The organism is Nonomuraea soli (assembly GCF_013761175.1).
Classification (GTDB): Bacteria; Actinomycetota; Actinomycetes; order Streptosporangiales; family Streptosporangiaceae; genus Nonomuraea; species Nonomuraea soli.
This window is the reverse complement of sequence record NZ_JACDUR010000003.1, coordinates 618,097-633,769: the sequence shown is the minus strand read 5'-3', so window position 1 is coordinate 633,769 and position 15,673 is coordinate 618,097. Positions and strand designations below refer to the sequence as shown.

The following is a 15,673-nucleotide window of genomic DNA, read 5'->3' as shown; positions in this document are numbered from 1 at the left end:
CATGAGGATGACGAGCCCGGACGGGCACATGTAACCAGTGAGGGAGCAGCAACGATGCAAGCACGACTCAAGAGCTCGGGAGGCCCCGAGGTCACTCAGGCGATCCAGCGGCTCTACAAGGCGATCGCCTCCGCGGGTGTCGACAGCCGCCTGCTGACGCTCGTCCACCTCCGCGCCAGCCAGATCAACGGCTGCGGCCCCTGCGTCTTCGCGTCGGTGCGGTCGGGCAAGCGCGACGGCGAGACGGACGAACGGTTGCACAGCGTGGCCGCGTGGAGGGAGACGCCGTTCTTCACCGACGACGAACGGGCGGCGCTGGCCCTGACCGAGGCGGCCACCAGGATCCAGGACGGGGCGCCCGGGGTGACGGACGAGATCTGGGAGGGGGTCGCAGGCCGGTTCTCGGAGGAGGAGCTGAACGCGATCATTCTGGAGATCGCCTTGACGAACTTCTTCAACCGGATCAACCACACGATCCGGGAGCAGGCGGGCAAGAGCTGGTGAGCTGAGGCCCAGCAGGAGGGTGGGACGCAGAAACCCCCGCCCGATGGCTCGGGCGGGGGTCTGGTGAAGCGGGTGCCGGCGTCAGCCGGCGACAACCTCGACGTCGAGGTTGGCAGAAACCTCGGGGTGCAGCTTGACGCTGACCCGGTGGCTGCCGACGCTCTTGATCGGGTTGACGATCTCGATCCGGCGACGGTCGAGGAGCGGCCCACCGGCCTTCTTGACCGCGTCGGCGATGTCACCGGTGGTGACAGAGCCGAACAGGCGACCGGAGTCACCCGCGCGGGTGGTCAGCTTGACCCGGAGGCCGCCGAGCTGGCCGGCGACTTCCTTGGCGGTGCCGAGGTCGCGGATCTCGCGGGCGTCGCGAGCCTTCTTGATCGAGTCGATCTGCTTCTCGCCGCCGCGCGTCCACAGGATCGCGAAGCCGCGGGGCAGGAGGAAGTTACGGCCGTAGCCGTCCTTGACCTCAACGACGTCACCGGGGGCGCCGAGGCCGGAGACCTCGGTGGTGAGGATGAGCTTCATATCGAGAAACCTCCCTTAGCGCGCGGTGCTCGTGTAAGGCAGCAGAGCCACCTCACGGGCATTCTTGATCGCGGTGGCCACGTCGCGCTGGTGCTGGGTGCAGTTGCCCGTCACCCGGCGCGCACGGATCTTGCCACGGTCGGAGATGAACTTCCGCAGCAGCGCCGTGTCCTTGTAGTCGACGTAGGAGATCTTCTCGTGGCAGAACAGGCAAACCTTCTTCTTGGGCTTGCGCAGTGCCGGCTTAGCCATCGTGGTGCTCCTTTCAGAGCCCCGCCGTGAAGCGGGAATGGGCCGAATTGGACTGTGGGATTAGAAGGGAGGCTCGTCGCTGAAGTCGTTGCCGCCGCCGAAGCCGCCGCCGCCACCCTGCTGCTGGCCGCCACCGCCTCCGCCGTAGCCACCACCGCCGCCGTAACCGCCGCCGCCCTGGGACGGGGCGGGCGAGGCAGAGGCCCACGGGTCGTCGGCGGGACCGCCACCGAAACCGCCGCCGCCACCGCCGCCACCCTGACGGGAGCTACGGTTGACCTTGGCGGTCGCGTTACGCAGGGACGGGCCGACCTCGTCGACCTCGACCTCGTAGACGGTGCGCTTCTCGCCTTCCTTGGTCTCGTAAGACCGCTGCTTGAGCCGTCCCTGAACGATGACCCGCATGCCACGCTGCAGCGACTCGGCGACGTTTTCCGCCGCCTGGCGCCACACGTTGCAGGTCAGGAAGAGGCTTTCGCCGTCCTTCCACTCGTTGGTCTGGCGATCCATGAACCGCGGAGTGGACGCGATGCGGAACCGGGCCACGGCTTGCCCGGTAGGGGTGAAGCGAAGCTCCGGGTCGTCGACGAGGTTGCCGACGATGGTGATGACGGTGTCACCTGCTGCCATGGCCTTGCCTTCCTGCGGTCTCTGGGTTATGGCTCAGAGTACGGCTCTCCACCGACAAAATCGGGGAGTTAGTGCAGCTCGGGGCGGAGGACCTTGGTCCGCATGATGGCCTCGTTGAGGTTCATCTGCCGGTCGAGCTCCTTGACCGTGGCCGGGGTCGCGGTCAGGTCGATGACGGCGTAGATGCCCTCGGACTTCTTGTTGATGTCGTAGGACAGCCGGCGACGGCCCCAGACGTCGACCTTCTCCACGGTGCCGCCGTCGGTGCGGACGACAGTGAGGAACTGGTCGAGGGACGGTGCAACCGTGCGCTCATCGAGCGAAGGGTCCAGGATGACCATTACTTCGTAACGACGCATACGGGACTCCAACCTCCTCTGGACTCTTGCGGCCACGACCCTGTGCCGTGGCAGGAGGACGCTGACGTTTCTCCGGCACCGGGCCCCTTTCGGCCCGCGGGAGGTCACAACGCAGCTTTGCCAGGTTACCAGCAGCGAACCGATGGGAAGGCCAGTAGGAAAACCCATTGGGGGTGATCAGCTGTGCCGCACGTCTTCCAACCGTCGGAGAGCCAGAGCCAGCAGTTCGATCTCGGCGCCAAGCACATCCAGGGCAAGCTCGCGATCGCCACGCTGGTGCTCGGACTCGTCGCCTTCGTCGCGACCTTCTTCGAGGGCGGCCACATCGTCGCCTCGTGGGCGGGCGCTCTCGGCTTCGGCGTCGGGCTCTACTCCCAGTACGTCTCCGAGACCACCACCCAGCGCTCGGTCAACATCATCGGCATCGTCGCCGCGTTCGTCGGCGTCACGCTGGGGATCGCCCGTGGAGGGTTCTTCTAGCCGAGATTCAGGTCCACTCCCAGCAACGGGAGGAACCAGAGGAAGATCGCCAGCAGAGCCTCGGCCACCTCGCGCAGCAGCGCCGGGGTGATGTAGTCGTACACCCAGGCCACGTAGATGCCGATCAGAATGTAGATCAGGAACACGAGGCTGATGCCTCGACGGTAGTACGCCATATCGGGTCTCCTTGAATGCCAGGGGGCGACCACCGACTGCCCTTTTGCGTGCCCGGCAAACAGATAGGCTCGGTGCCATGGTGCGCATCGGAGCTCACGTCCACAACGACGACCCCGCCGCCCACGCCGAGGCCGTCGGCGCCGAGGTGGTGCAGTTCTTCCTCGGCGACCCGCAGGGCTACAAGGCCCCCGTCCTGCCCGAGAAGCCGGTCGAAGGCGTCGACATCTACGTCCACGCGCCCTACCTGGTCAACGTCGCCACGACGAACAACCGCATCCGCATCCCCAGCCGCAAGCTGCTGCAGCAGCATCTCGACGCGGCGGCCAGGATCGGCGCCAAGGGCCTGATCGTCCACGGCGGTCACCTGGGCAAGGACGAAGACCCGCAGAAGGGCTTCGACAACTGGCGCAAGGTCTTCGAGCGCCTTGAGCAGCCCATCCCGGTGCTGATCGAGAACACCGCCGGCGGCGACAACGCCATGGCACGCAGGCTCGACAGCATCGCCCGCCTGTGGGAGACCCTCGACGGCTTCGACGTCGGCTTCTGCCTCGACACCTGCCACGCCCACGCGGGCGGCGAGGAGCTGGTCGGCCTGGTGGAGCGGGTCAAGGCCATCACGGGCCGCATCGACCTGATCCACTGCAACGACTCGCGTGACGCCTTCGACTCGGGGGCCGACCGTCACGCCAACCTCTGCAACGGCCAGATCGACCCCGAGCTGATCCTGGAGGTCTGCCGTACGGCAGGCGCCCCGATCGTGGTCGAGACGCCCGCCGAAGGTCAGGCCGAGGACATCGCTTTCCTGCGGAAGAACCTCTGAGATTCCACAGCCTGTGGATAACATTTCTGGATGACGGAGGGTTTACGTCACCGGAAGGCAGGGAACCGGTCGGGGGCACGGTCGAAGACGCCGCCGCCCTGGTCGTCGATGCCCGCCTGCCGTACGAGATCCTTGTCCGGACGCAGGATGTCGCGCACCACGAAGGCCATCATGATGCCGATCGTGATGATCCGTCCCCACACGGCCGTGAAGTACGTGTCGTCACCGATGCCCAGCGACCTGGTGGACTCGTCCTGGTAGAGCAGGTAGAGCCAGATCGCCATGAAGTACCAGATCTCCGCGATCTGCCACAACGCCAGCGGCTTCCAGTTCGGACGCGCCAGCACGGCGAACGGCACCAGCCACAGCACGAACTGCGGTGACCAGACCTTGTTGGTCATCATGAAGGCGGCCAGCGCCAGGAAGCAGATCTGCGCCAGCCGAGGCCGCTGCGGAGCCATGATCGTCAGGACGGCGATCCCCAGGCACAGGATGCCCAGCGAGACCATCCCCAGGATGCTGACGTCGGTCGTGCCGAGGACGGGCCAGCCCTTGTTCTGGAAGAACAGCCACGGCGAGCCCCAGTCGACGCCGCGCTCGGAGGAGAAGGCGTAGAAGCGGCGCCAGCCGTCCCAGGCCAGGATCATGAAGGGCAGGTTGACCAGCAGCCACGCGCCCGCCGCCGAGCCGACCGCCACCAGGAACGGCCGCCACTTCATGGTCCGCACCGTCAGCAGGAACAGCGCGCCGATGAACATCAGCGGGTAGAACTTGGTCGCGATGGCCAGGCCGAGCAGCACGCCCGCGAGCACGTGCTTCTGCCGCGCCCACGCGAGCAGGAAGCCCATCGACAGCGCGCCGGCGATCAGGTCCCAGTTGATGTAGGCGGCCAGGATCACGCCGGGCGCCAGGGCGTACCAGAGCGCGTCCCAGCGCCGCGTCGGCCCCGCGACGGCGGCCATGAGCAGGACACCGATCACCAGGCACAGGCCCAGCAGGATGACGGTCAGGTCGTAGAACCAGACACCCTGCTCGTACTCGTTACCGGGCGCCAGCCGTCGCGCGATCAGCGCGAAGAACTGCATGACCTCGCCCAGCACCACCGGGTACTCCACGTGCTGGTCGGGCGGCACGTTGGCGAAGTAGGGGTTCTGGGTGGCGAGCTGCCGCGCGAAGTACAGCGGGAAGATGTCGGTGTAGCAGAAGTTCGTGTAGGTCGTCTGCCCCGCGTTCCAGCCGCCCGTACGGCAGGGCAGCTTCTGCACGTAGGCGAGAATCGCCCCCAGGGCTGCGAAGAGCCCCAGGGGCAGGTACGGCACCGCCCGCGTGTAGAGCGGGAAGCGCACCTCCGTGGAGGTTGTCATTCGTCCTCACGGGTCGATTCGGGCACACTCGCGGCTCCGGCGGGTGGCGATGGCACGGTCTGGCCACCCATTGTGGACGGATCTTCGTTCGTCGCGTCGCCGCCACCCTCACCGAATTCGCCGCCGTCGCCACCCTCGCCGTACTCGGGCACGCCGTCGTCCTCGGTGCAGATGCCGAGGACGCAGTTGTCCATGCTGCCGTCGTCGCCGAAGGGGTCCTCGGTCTTCTCGGGCTTGGGCTCGGGCTTGGGCGCCAGGTTGTTCGGCACACCGGTGCCGGCCTTGGCGGGGAAGTCCTCGACCTTCCTGCCGTCCATCGCGGCGGCCATGACGTCGTGCCAGATCTGCGTGGGCAGACCGCCACCGCCGATGGCGCCGGGCAGCGGGACTTCCTTCCAGCAGACCTCGTACTTGGGGTTCTTCCGGTGGATCAGCGGGTTGCCGTACTTGTCGTACTTCAGCTCTTTCTTGCAGTCCGTGCTGAACGGCAGTTCCTTGTACATGCCGACCGCCGTCGACAACTGCGGAGTGAAGCCGACGAACCAGGCGTCCTTGGACTCGTTGTTCGTGCCGGTCTTGCCGGCCACCGGACGGCCGATGTTGGCGGCGCCACCGGTACCGGCCTTGACCACCTGCTGCAGCGCGTAGGTCGCGTCGGCCGCCACGCCCTCGGTGAGGACCGTCCTGGACGCCTTGATCTCCTCGCCGACCTTCGTGCCGTCGAAGGTGGTGATCGAGACGACCGTGTGCCAGGGGGTGTACTTGCCGGCGTTGGCGAAGATGGAGTATCCCGCCGCCTGCTCGACCGCCGTGACCGAGGCACTGCCGATGGTCACCGCGTAGTTGTGCTCGCCGATGGCCCAGTCGATGCCCTTGCCCTGGCTGGCTTCCGCCCGCTCGCCGACTCCGGCGCTCTTGGCGATCTCCGCGACCTTGTCCATGCCGACCTTCTCACCCATCTGCACGAACACCGTGTTGACGGACTTGGCCGTGGCGGTGGCGAGGTTGATCGAACCGTAGGCGCTGTGGCCGGCGTTGCTGATGTCCTTGGTGCCCGGGGCCTTGTAGGTCTTCATGCCCTCGATGTAGCTGTCGAGGGACCAGCCCTGCTCCAGCCAGGCCGCCAGGACGTACGGCTTGAAGGCGGACGCCGCCTGCTTGACCGTGTCGAAGGCGCGGTTGGTGTAGTTCTTCGTGTAGTCGTCGCCGCTGAAGAAGGCGACCACGCGGCCGTTCTTCGGGTTCACCGAGGCCACGGTCGCGTGCACGGTCGGCCCGTAGACGCGGGTGCGTGCGTCGACGATCCGCTTGGCCTCCTTCATGAGCTTCTCGTCGAAGGTGGTGACGACCTTCAGGCCACGCGAGCGCAGCGCTTCCTCGCTGATGCCGTACTTGGACTCCAGCTCGCGCTCGACGATGTTGAGCATGTAGCCCTTGAGGCCCGCGTAGGCCTCCGTCGTCTTGTACGACCTGAACTTCAGGTCCTCGAACTTCGCGTCCTTGAACTCGCCGTACTTGGCCGGGTCGATGGTCTGCAGACCGCCGATCACGTAGTCGAAGCGCTCCTTGGTGAGCGCCATGTTGCCCTTGGCCTCGGCCTCGTCGAAGCGCGAAGGGTTCTGGATGCGCCCGGCCAGGTAGGCGGCCTGCGGCACGGTGAGCTTCTTGGCGCTCGTGCCGAAGTACGCCTTCGCCGCCGCCTCGACGCCGGAGGCGCCGCGCCCGAAGTAGATCGTGTTCAGGTACTGCTCGAGGATCCACTCCTTGGGCTTGCTCTTGTTGAGCTTGACCGCGACGAAGATCTCCTTGATCTTGCGGCTGGGCGAGACCTCCGTGCCGATGCCCTCGTAGTACCCGCGCGCCATCTGCTGGGTGATGGTCGAGGCGCCCTGGATCTGCTGTCCGGTGGCGGTCATCCACACCGACCGGGCCAGACCGCTGAAGGAGATGCCGGAGTCCTCCCAGAACTCACGGTTCTCGGCGGCGATGACGGCGTCCTGCAGGTGCTTGGGGATGTCCTTGATCGAGACGATGCGCCGCTTCTCACCCAGTTCGGCGATCGGCGTCTTGCCGTCGTTGTAGTAGATGACGCTGCCCTGCGCGGTCGCCGACTCCTTGTAGTTCTCCGGCACCGGCGTGTTGGCGTAGCCCACGGCGATCATGCCGAACAGACCTGCCACCAGGATGACGCCACCCGCCATGACGATCTTCCAGCTCGGCAGGAACCGCCGCCACCGCGGCTTCCCGGACTTGGGAGGCCCCTCGTCGTCACGGTCGCGCCGCGTGGGAGGACCACCGGAACCCCCCGGGCCGCCAGGACCACCGCTGCGCGCGCGCCGGCCCGGCGCCCGGCCCCCACCCTGTACGGCGGAGCCGACCTGAGTGGGCGCCCCCCGGTCGACGGGACGCTGGCCCTGCGTGGGTGCTCCCCCATCGGGCGGCGGGTAGGCCGACATGGTCCCCGTCTGCTCGTAGGCGGCCTCCGCCCTGCGGGGCGCCTGCGCGGAACCCCAGGTTTGGGCCTGCTGGGGAGGGGGGACCTCACGGGGTGAGCTTGAGCGGCGACGTCTCCCGGAGCGAGCCGTCCTATCGGGTTGCTCGGGGTTACTGTAGCTACCTGTACTCACGCGTCCTCGCATCGTCGTCGGGGTGCCCGGCGGTCTCTGCGCCGCCCTCGGTGGGTCATGACTGGGGGTCGTCTTGGTCCGGCGGTCCGTTCCCGAGGACAAACGAGACCGTCAGGTGATTCCAAGAACAACTTTGGCAGACCTCGACGACGTACACCCGGAACTCGTCGTAATCCTGCGCCATCGCGGCCAGCTCCGCTGCCACCTTTGCCCGACCGGCATGACGGCCTAGGGCGTCTCCGTAGACATAGGTCACTTCGGTGACGTTCTCCACCTCGCATACCGGGCAGGGGCGGATCGTCGGTTGTCCGAAGTGCTTGGCGGCACGGAGGAGGTACGGCTGTGCGTCGCACACCTCGCTGCGTGAGGCGCGCCCAGAGTTCAGCGAGCGGACCACCGCCCGCTTGGCGAGCGCATAGTCCACCACCCTTCTCTGCGACCACATGGGCGCCACATTACGTCTTTTTACCTAATGCCCCCAACCTCTTGGCAAAGACCTTAATTGCCTAGATGTAGCGACTCGACGTATCCTCAAGATGTATCGGCCCGATACATCGACGCGAGAGGAGGCGGTTCCCGATGGCCACTGACCAGCGCAGGGTCCTGGAACTCGCCGTGCTCGGGTCGCTGCACGAGACTCCCCTACACGGCTACGAGCTGCGCAAACGGCTCAACGCCCTGCTCGGCATGTTCCGCGCCTTCTCCTACGGCTCGCTCTATCCCTGCCTCAAGACCCTTCTGGAGCGGGGTCTGATCGTGGAAGAGCACCCCCAGGCCGTCACCGGGCGATCGAAGATCGTCTACAAGCTGACCGCGGAGGGCAAGGAGCGGCTCCAGGAACTCCTCACACAGGCCGGACCGGCCGCGTGGGAGGACGAGAGCTTCGGCGTGCATTTCGCCTTCTTCCGCCACACAGAGGCGGAAGTACGGCTGCGCATCCTCGAAGGAAGGCGCAGCCGGTTGGAGGAACGGCTCGAGAACGTGCGTGCCGCGTTGGCGCGCACCCGTGAGCGTCTCGACAGCTACACGCTGGAGCTGCAGCGTCACGGTCTGGAATCGGTCGAACGCGAAGTGCGTTGGCTGAATGAGCTGATCGCCACAGAGAGACGGGCCTCGAACGAGGCATCTGATGAATAAAGGAGCGAGTGCGATGGGTTCGGTTCGCGTAGCCATTGTCGGTGTCGGCAACTGCGCGTCTTCGCTGGTGCAGGGCGTCCACTATTACAGGGACGCCGACCCGGCCACTCGTGTGCCGGGCCTCATGCACGTGAAGTTCGGCGAGTATCACGTCGGCGACGTGGAGTTCGTCGCCGCTTTCGACGTCGACGCCAAGAAGGTCGGTCGCGACCTGTCCGAGGCGATCGTCGCCAGTGAGAACAACACGATCAAGATCTGCGACGTGCCGCCGAGCGGCGTCATCGTCCAGCGCGGCCACACCTTCGACGGTCTCGGCGAGTTCTACCGCGAGATCATCCAGGAGTCCGACGAGGAGCCGGTCGACGTCGTCCGCATCCTTCGTGAAACGAAGGCGGACGTCCTCGTCTCGTACCTGCCGGTGGGCTCAGAGGAGGCGGACCGCTTCTACGCGCAGTGCGCGATCGACGCCAAGGTCGCCTTCGTCAACGCCCTGCCGGTCTTCATCGCCTCCGACCCCGAGTGGGCCGAGAAGTTCACCGAGGCGGGTGTGCCGATCGTCGGCGACGACATCAAGTCGCAGGTCGGCGCCACCATCACGCACCGCGTGATGGCCAAGCTGTTCGAGGACCGCGGCGTCGAGCTGCTGCGCACCTATCAGCTCAACTTCGGCGGCAACATGGACTTCATGAACATGCTGGAGCGCAGCCGTCTCCAGTCCAAGAAGATCTCCAAGACCCAGTCGGTCACGTCGCAGATCCCGCACGAGATGGGCAAGGCCGACGTGCACATCGGCCCGTCGGACCACGTGCCGTGGCTCGACGACCGCAAGTGGGCCTACGTGCGCCTGGAGGGCCGCTCCTTCGGCGACACCCCGCTCAACCTGGAGTACAAGCTCGAGGTCTGGGACTCGCCCAACTCGGCGGGCATCATCATCGACGCCGTGCGCGCAGCGAAGATCGCCAAGGACCGCGGCATCGGCGGTCCGATCCTGAGCGCCTCTTCCTACTTCATGAAGTCGCCGCCGGAGCAGTACTCCGACGAGCAGGCTCGTGAGTACGTCGAGAAGTTCATCCGCGGCGAGGTCGAGCGCTGACGCCGTGATGAAAGGGGCCCGGGGCGCATCCCGGGCCCTTTCTCACGTCACGACCAGGTGCTCGCGGTGGTGCTTCGGGCCCTGCGCCTCGTCGACCAGGGCGATGGCGAAGTCCGCGTGGGAGATGCGCGCGGCCATGTCACCGTGCTCGCCGACGGTGTAGTGCCCGGTCCGCTCGCCCTCGGCGTCGAAGTCGCCGACCGGGCTGAGGTAGAGCCAGTCCACCGCGTCGCCCTCCGAGCGCAGCACGTCGAACCCGGAGGCGTGGGCGAGGCAGAAGGGCAGGAACTCCGCGGGGAAGCCCGGGGAGTCCATCAGCCTGACGCCGTCGGGGCCGGGCTTCACCACAGCGAGCCCCACGCTGACCAGGCGCCGCACCCCTGCCTCCGCCAGGCCGGCCAGCAGGGCCCTGGCGGCCGTGGGGAAGAAGGTGCCGGGGTCGGTGCCCTCGCCGTACACCGCGGCCGCGTTGATCGCCGCGTCGTGGCCGGCTGCGACGGCGGCCACCGCCCGCTGGTCGCGGACGTCGGTCGCTCCTTCGTGCCCGGCCTCGGTCACCTCGTGCCCGCGCCGCCGCGCCTCGGCCACCGCCGCGCGGCCGACCCTGCCTCCGGCCCCGAAAACCACGATCCTGCTCATCTCAAGGAATACCTTCCGCCGAGTCGATGTCGATGCTCACGGAAGGTAGCCCGGAGGGTGGTTACCTCCTGGATACCGCGACGGAGGTCATGATGGGCGATCGCAGGCCGCTGCCTCCTGACCTGTTCGACGAGATCTGCCCGTCGGGGCTGCTGCCCTTCCGCTTCGGCGACAAGTGGGCGGCGCTGGTGATGGCCTGCCTGGAGGACGGCCCGCGCCGCTTCTCGGAGCTGCGGGTGCCGCTCAGCAGGGTCACGCCGAAGGTGCTCACGCAGTCGTTGCGCGGCCTGGAGCGCAGCGGCTTCGTCGCGCGCGAGGCAGGAGAGTACGCCCTCACGCCGCTCGGCCGAAGCCTCCTGGAGCCGCTCAGGGCGGCGTGCGCCTGGGCGGAGGAGCACTGGGACGAGCTGCTCGACGCCCAGGAGCGGGTCATCCCCTCGCCGCGGGCGGCAGGTCACCCTCCTCGGCCACCGGCCAGGTGAACGGGTCGGCGCCCAGCGCCTCGAGCTGCGGCACCTGCTCGTAGCACCACGGGGAGATGGCCAGCAGGTGGCTGGTCACGCCGTGGACGAACTCCTTCCACGGCATCCAGAGCACCTCCTCGACCTCTTCCGGATTGGGGACCGCCGGGCGGTCGACGACCACGCGGTAGACCGGGCACAGCTCGTGTTCGACGACACCGTTGCCCATGACCGCGCGGTAGGAGAAGCGCGGCAGCATCAGGTCGGCGCGCGGGACCGGCAGGCCCAGCTCGTAGGACAGCCGCCTGAGCACGGCCTCGCCGAGCGGCTCGTCGGGCAGCGGATGGCCGCAGCAGCTGTTGGTCCAGATGCCCGGCCACGTGACCTTGTGCAGGGCACGGCGCGAGAGCAGGACGTTGCCGTCCTGGTCGAAGACGTAGCTGGAGAAGGCCAGATGCAGGGGGGTCTCGGCGGTGTGGACCACGGCTTTCGGCGCGGTCCCGATCCGGTTGCCATGGTCGTCGACCAATACCACGTGTTCCACGCTCGTCACGCTACGAAAGCGTACGTGATCGTTTGCGGTGAGCGTGCCGCTTCCGCGAAGCCTGTGGATCGCCCGGCGACAGTAGTCTGGTGCCGTGTCTTTTGTCGCCGATCTCCGTGTGGTCCTGCGTGGCCGGGACTTCAGGCGACTGTTCGCCACCCGCCTGGTCTCGCAGTTCTCCGACGGCATCTTCCAGTTCAGCGTGCTCGGCTTCGCCTTCTTCAACCCCGAGAAGCACACCAGCGCGCTCGACGTCGCCTTCGGTTTCGCGGTCCTGTTCCTGCCGTACAGCGTCCTGGGGCCGTTCGTCGGCGTCTTCATCGACCGGTGGTCGCGCAGGCAGATCCTGGTCGTCGCGCCGCTCGTGCGCGGCACCCTGCTGCTGCTGACCGCGGGCATCCTGGTCGCGGGGCTGCCCGAGCCGATCTTCTACGGCGCCGCCCTGTGCGTGCTGGGCGTCAACCGCTTCTTCATGGCGGCGCTGAGCGCGGCACTGCCGCACGTGGTGCCGCACGACCGGCTGATGGCGGCCAACGCGGTCGTGCCGACCTCGGGCACGGTCATCACGTTCGGCGGCGTCGCGCTGGGCTACGTGATGCGGGAGATCCTCCACACCGACATCTCGATCATGATGATCACCTCCGGTGCGATCTTCGCGCTGAGTGCCCTGGTCGCCAGGACCATGCCGCGCGACCTGCTGGGTCCCGACGACTCCCTCGACCGCCCCGACACCCGTCAGGCGCTCAGGGGCGTGGCCGTCGGCCTGAAGGAGGGCGTGCGTCACCTGCTCCACCACCGCGTGGCCGCCGCCACCGTCGGCGCGATGGCGCTGCACCGCTTCATGTTCGGCATGTCCACGGCGCTCGGCATCATCCTGTACCGCTACTACTTCACCGGCGGTGACGCCACCTCCGCGCTGCAGGGCATGAGCCTGGTCGTGGCCACCTCGGGCATCGGCTTCGCGCTCGCCGTGGTCGTCACGCCGCTGGCCACCGAACGCTTCACGCTGGAGCGCTGGGTGCCGTGGATGCTCGCCAGCGCGGGCATCGCCACCGCCGTGCTCGTGACGCCCTTCCAGGAGTGGGGCCTGCCGGTCGCCGGGTTCTTCCTGGGCGTCGCCGGGCAGAGCGTGAAGATCTGCGCCGACACCGCCGTCCAGCGCGACGTCGACGACATCTACCTGGGGCGGTCGTTCGCGATCTACGACATGCTCTTCAACGCCTCGTTCGTGCTCGCGGCCGCGCTGTCGGCGGCGATCCTGCCCGACAACGGCAAGTCCTACGTCGCCCTGGCGATCATCGTGCTCGGCTACGTGTTCGGCGGCCTGGGCTACCGGCTGCTCACGCGGAGGCTCGCACCATCGCCTCGACGACCGCTGAAAGGTCCTGTCGGCTGATGCCGTACGGCGGCATCGTGTAGATCAGCCTGCCGAACGGCCGGAGCCAGACGCCGCACTCCATGGCGATCCGCTGGACCTTGGCGACGTCCACCGGCTCGGGCATCTCGATCACGCCGATCGCGCCCATGACCCGGCTGTCGCGTCCGGCCAGCCCTTCGCGCAGGACGTTCCCGATCTGGCGGACCTCCTCGCGCCAGGGGCGCTCCTCCAGCAGGTCCAGAGAGGCGTTGGCGACCGCGGTGGCCAGCGGGTTGCCCATGTAGGTCGGCCCGTGCATGAGGACCCCGATCCGCGAGGCGACCTCCGCCGTGCACAGGGTCGCCGCCAGCGTCATGTAGCCGCCGGTGAGCGCCTTGCCCAGGCACATGATGTCGGGCCTGATCCCGGCGTGGTCGCAGCCGAACAGCTCGCCCGTGCGGCCGAAGCCGGTGGCGATCTCGTCGGCGATCAGCAGGACGCCCCTGGCGGCCGTCAGCTCGCGCAGGCGGCGCAGCACTCCCGGGTGGTAGAAGCGCATGCCTCCGGCGCCCTGGACGATCGGCTCCACGATGACCGCGGCCAGGTCGGGGGTGACCAGCCGGTCGAGTTCGTCGAGGTAGGCCTCGTCGTGCTCCGCCGGAGGCAGGCCGGCGAACACGTGCTGCGGCAGGGCGCCGGCGAACAGGTGGTGCATGCCGTTCACCGGATCGCAGACGGCCATCGCGCCGAAGGTGTCGCCGTGGTAGCCGCCGCGCACGGTCATCAGGCGTGATCGGCCGGTGGCCTGCATGGCCATCTTGATCGCCACCTCGACCGAGACCGAACCGGAGTCGGCCAGGAAGACCTTCTCCAGCCCGGTCATCGCGGCCAGGCGCTGCGCGAGCCGTACGGCGGGCTCATGGGTCAGGCCGCCGAACATGACGTGAGCCATGGAGTCGAGCTGGCTCCTCAGTGCCTGGTTGAGCCGCGGGTGGTTGTAGCCGTGGATCGCCGCCCACCAGGACGACATGCCGTCGATCAGCTCCCGCCCGTCGGCGAGCGTCAGCCGTACCCCCTTGGCGCCGACCACCTGGTGCACGAGCGTGCCGGGGGCGGCGTACGGATGCCAGACGTGCTCACGGTCGAGCGCCAGGATGTCCATGGCGAGTCAGCCTAGGGGGACGCCGTTCTCCTTGGCCCACTGCCGAAGCGCCTCCCTGGCCGCCTCCTTGCCGAGCACACCCTGGTCGAGCCGCAGGTCGAGCAGGAACTTGTAGGCCTTGCCGACCAGCGGTCCCGGGCCGATGCCGAGGATCTGCTGGATCTCGTTGCCGTCGAGCTCCGGGCGGATCTTGGCCAGCTCCTCCTCGTCGGCCAGCCGGGCGATGCGCTCCTCGAGCTGGTCGTAGGTCCTCGACAGGGCCGCGGCCTTGCGCTTGTTGCGGGTCGTGCAGTCGGCGCGGGTCAGCTTGTGCAGGCGGTCGAGCAGGTGGTCGGCGTCGCGCACGTAGCGGCGCACGGCGCTGTCGGTCCACTCCCCCGAGCCGTAGCCGTGGAAGCGCAGGTGCAGCTCCACCAGGCGGGAGACGTCGGCGACGACCTCCTTGGGGAAACGCAGTTCCTGCATGCGCTTGCGGGTCAGCTGGGCGCCGACGACCTCGTGGTGGTGGAACGACACGCGGCCGCCCGGCTCGTTGCGCCGGGTCTTGGGCTTGCCCACGTCGTGCATGAGCGCCGCCCAGCGCAGGACCCGGTCGGGCCCCGCCTGCTCCTGGGCGATGGCCTGCTCCAGCACGATCAGGGTGTGCTCGTAGACGTCCTTGTGGCGGTGGTGCTCGTCGATCTCCAGCCGCAGCTTGGGCAGCTCGGGCAGGACGTAGGCGGCCAGGCCCGTGTCGACCAGGAGCTTGAGGCCCTCACGCGGGTGGGCGCCGCAGATCAGCTTGTCGAGCTCGTCGCGGATGCGCTCGGCCGAGACGATCTCGATGCGCTCGGCCATGGCGGTCATGGCCTCCTGCACCTCGTCGGCGACCGTGAAGCCGAGCTGGGAGGCGAAGCGGGCGGCGCGGAGCATGCGCAGCGGGTCGTCGTCGAACGACTGCTGGGGGGTGCCGGGGGTGCGCAGGACCTTGGCGGTCAGGTCGGAGACGCCGCCGTAGGGGTCGACGAACTCGTGGGTCGGCACGCGTACGGCCATGGCGTTGACGGCGAAGTCGCGGCGCTCCAGATCGGCCTCGAGCGTGTCGCCGTACATGACCTCGGGCTTGCGCGACTTGGGGTCGTAGGACTCGCTGCGGTAGGTGGTGATCTCCACCAGCCAGCCGCCCTTGCGCACACCGACCGTGCCGAAGTCGATCCCGATGGTCCAGACGGAGTCGGCCCAGTCGCGGACGATCTCCAGGACGCGTTCTGGGCGCGCGTCGGTGGTGAAGTCGAGATCGTTGCCGATGCGGTTCAGCAGGATGTCGCGCACCGAGCCGCCGACGAGGGCGAGCTGGTGGCCGCGATCGGCGAACAACTCGCCGAGTTCGTCGGCCACGGGGGCGATCCTGCGGAAGAGCTGGGTCAGGTTCGAGTCGGACAAGCTGGGTAGTCCTTCAGATCCGGAACATATCCCCCGAGCCACACCGGGTCCGGGTTACCGTCTGTGGAGAAGGGAGCGCATATGAAGGACGCCCTCGCGATCCACCGCTGGCTCCTG

Annotated in this window: 19 protein-coding genes; 7 read left to right on the top strand and 12 right to left on the bottom strand. The window is 67.8% G+C overall.

The features are described 5' to 3' along the window. Positions 1-54 precede the first annotated feature (54 nt). Positions 55-504 carry a carboxymuconolactone decarboxylase family protein gene (locus HNR30_RS15865; protein ID WP_181610613.1) on the top strand — a complete coding sequence of 150 codons (450 nt, stop codon included), beginning with the start codon at positions 55-57 and terminating at the stop codon, positions 502-504. 81 nt (positions 505-585) lie between these two features. Here the strand turns inward: HNR30_RS15865 and rplI are convergent, their stop codons facing one another. The 4 genes from rplI to rpsF all read right to left on the bottom strand — a co-directional run bounded on the left by rplI (position 586) and on the right by rpsF (position 2,273). Continuing rightward, the gene (gene rplI, locus HNR30_RS15860; RefSeq protein WP_181610612.1) at positions 586-1,032 is read right to left on the bottom strand and encodes a 50S ribosomal protein L9; all 447 of its coding nucleotides are present in this window, start codon (positions 1,030-1,032) and stop codon (positions 586-588) included. A 15-nt stretch (positions 1,033-1,047) separates the two neighbouring features. Next, positions 1,048-1,284 (bottom strand): 30S ribosomal protein S18, encoded by a 237-nt coding sequence (rpsR, locus tag HNR30_RS15855; protein ID WP_084955402.1) that lies wholly within the window; start codon positions 1,282-1,284, stop codon positions 1,048-1,050. A 60-nt stretch (positions 1,285-1,344) separates the two neighbouring features. Next, a complete protein-coding gene (locus HNR30_RS15850; protein WP_181610611.1) occupies positions 1,345-1,914 on the bottom strand; it encodes a single-stranded DNA-binding protein in 570 nt (189 codons plus the stop codon). Between the two features lie 68 nt (positions 1,915-1,982). Beyond that, a complete protein-coding gene (gene rpsF, locus HNR30_RS15845; protein WP_181610610.1) occupies positions 1,983-2,273 on the bottom strand; it encodes a 30S ribosomal protein S6 in 291 nt (96 codons plus the stop codon). Between the two features lie 183 nt (positions 2,274-2,456). Here rpsF and HNR30_RS15840 point away from each other — a divergent pair, with 183 nt between their 5' ends. After that, complete coding sequence (locus HNR30_RS15840; protein ID WP_312894437.1) at positions 2,457-2,753, top strand: hypothetical protein; 297 nt, start codon at positions 2,457-2,459, stop codon at positions 2,751-2,753. Here the strand turns inward: HNR30_RS15840 and HNR30_RS15835 are convergent. Beyond that, entirely contained in the window at positions 2,750-2,929 is a 180-nt protein-coding gene (locus HNR30_RS15835; protein ID WP_181610609.1) for a hypothetical protein, read from the bottom strand. The genes HNR30_RS15840 and HNR30_RS15835 overlap by 4 nt on opposite strands. Before the next feature lie 77 nt (positions 2,930-3,006). Here HNR30_RS15835 and HNR30_RS15830 point away from each other — a divergent pair, with 77 nt between their 5' ends. Continuing rightward, positions 3,007-3,750, top strand: a complete 744-nt coding sequence (locus HNR30_RS15830) for a deoxyribonuclease IV (protein WP_181610608.1) — start codon at positions 3,007-3,009, stop codon at positions 3,748-3,750. A gap of 47 nt (positions 3,751-3,797) precedes the next feature. Here HNR30_RS15830 and HNR30_RS15825 read toward each other — a convergent pair whose 3' ends face one another. The 3 genes from HNR30_RS15825 to HNR30_RS15815 form a co-directional block, all read right to left on the bottom strand. Next, complete coding sequence (locus tag HNR30_RS15825; protein ID WP_181610607.1) at positions 3,798-5,114, bottom strand: glycosyltransferase family 87 protein; 1,317 nt, start codon at positions 5,112-5,114, stop codon at positions 3,798-3,800. Continuing rightward, the gene (locus HNR30_RS15820) at positions 5,111-7,570 is read right to left on the bottom strand and encodes a transglycosylase domain-containing protein (RefSeq protein WP_181610606.1); all 2,460 of its coding nucleotides are present in this window, start codon (positions 7,568-7,570) and stop codon (positions 5,111-5,113) included. The genes HNR30_RS15825 and HNR30_RS15820 overlap by 4 nt, the downstream gene beginning before the upstream one ends. 226 nt (positions 7,571-7,796) lie before the next feature. After that, a complete protein-coding gene (locus HNR30_RS15815; RefSeq protein WP_181610605.1) occupies positions 7,797-8,186 on the bottom strand; it encodes a DUF5318 family protein in 390 nt (129 codons plus the stop codon). 134 nt (positions 8,187-8,320) lie between these two features. Between HNR30_RS15815 and HNR30_RS15810 the strand changes: the two genes are divergently transcribed. Further along, a complete protein-coding gene (locus tag HNR30_RS15810; protein ID WP_181610604.1) occupies positions 8,321-8,878 on the top strand; it encodes a PadR family transcriptional regulator in 558 nt (185 codons plus the stop codon). 13 nt (positions 8,879-8,891) lie between these two features. Then, complete coding sequence (locus tag HNR30_RS15805; RefSeq protein WP_181610603.1) at positions 8,892-9,971, top strand: inositol-3-phosphate synthase; 1,080 nt, start codon at positions 8,892-8,894, stop codon at positions 9,969-9,971. 42 nt (positions 9,972-10,013) lie between these two features. On the opposite strand, the gene HNR30_RS15800 is transcribed toward HNR30_RS15805, so the two are convergent. Beyond that, positions 10,014-10,610 (bottom strand): NAD(P)-dependent oxidoreductase, encoded by a 597-nt coding sequence (locus HNR30_RS15800; RefSeq protein ID WP_181610602.1) that lies wholly within the window; start codon positions 10,608-10,610, stop codon positions 10,014-10,016. A gap of 92 nt (positions 10,611-10,702) precedes the next feature. On the opposite strand from HNR30_RS15800, the gene HNR30_RS15795 reads away from it, so the two are divergent. Beyond that, the gene (locus tag HNR30_RS15795; protein ID WP_181610601.1) at positions 10,703-11,092 is read left to right on the top strand and encodes a winged helix-turn-helix transcriptional regulator; all 390 of its coding nucleotides are present in this window, start codon (positions 10,703-10,705) and stop codon (positions 11,090-11,092) included. Here HNR30_RS15795 and idi read toward each other — a convergent pair. Beyond that, positions 11,040-11,624 carry an isopentenyl-diphosphate Delta-isomerase gene (gene idi / locus HNR30_RS15790; RefSeq protein ID WP_312894436.1) on the bottom strand — a complete coding sequence of 195 codons (585 nt, stop codon included), beginning with the start codon at positions 11,622-11,624 and terminating at the stop codon, positions 11,040-11,042. The two genes, HNR30_RS15795 and idi, sit on opposite strands and share 53 nt — an antisense overlap. Positions 11,625-11,709: 85 nt before the next feature. On the opposite strand from idi, the gene HNR30_RS15785 reads away from it, so the two are divergent. Continuing rightward, the gene (locus HNR30_RS15785) at positions 11,710-13,011 is read left to right on the top strand and encodes an MFS transporter (RefSeq protein WP_181610599.1); all 1,302 of its coding nucleotides are present in this window, start codon (positions 11,710-11,712) and stop codon (positions 13,009-13,011) included. Here the strand turns inward: HNR30_RS15785 and HNR30_RS15780 are convergent. Beyond that, entirely contained in the window at positions 12,956-14,134 is a 1,179-nt protein-coding gene (locus tag HNR30_RS15780) for an adenosylmethionine--8-amino-7-oxononanoate transaminase (RefSeq protein ID WP_181610598.1), read from the bottom strand. The genes HNR30_RS15785 and HNR30_RS15780 overlap by 56 nt on opposite strands. A 6-nt stretch (positions 14,135-14,140) precedes the next feature. Continuing rightward, a complete protein-coding gene (locus HNR30_RS15775) occupies positions 14,141-15,556 on the bottom strand; it encodes a CCA tRNA nucleotidyltransferase (RefSeq protein ID WP_220133592.1) in 1,416 nt (471 codons plus the stop codon). Positions 15,557-15,673: the final 117 nt, after the last annotated feature.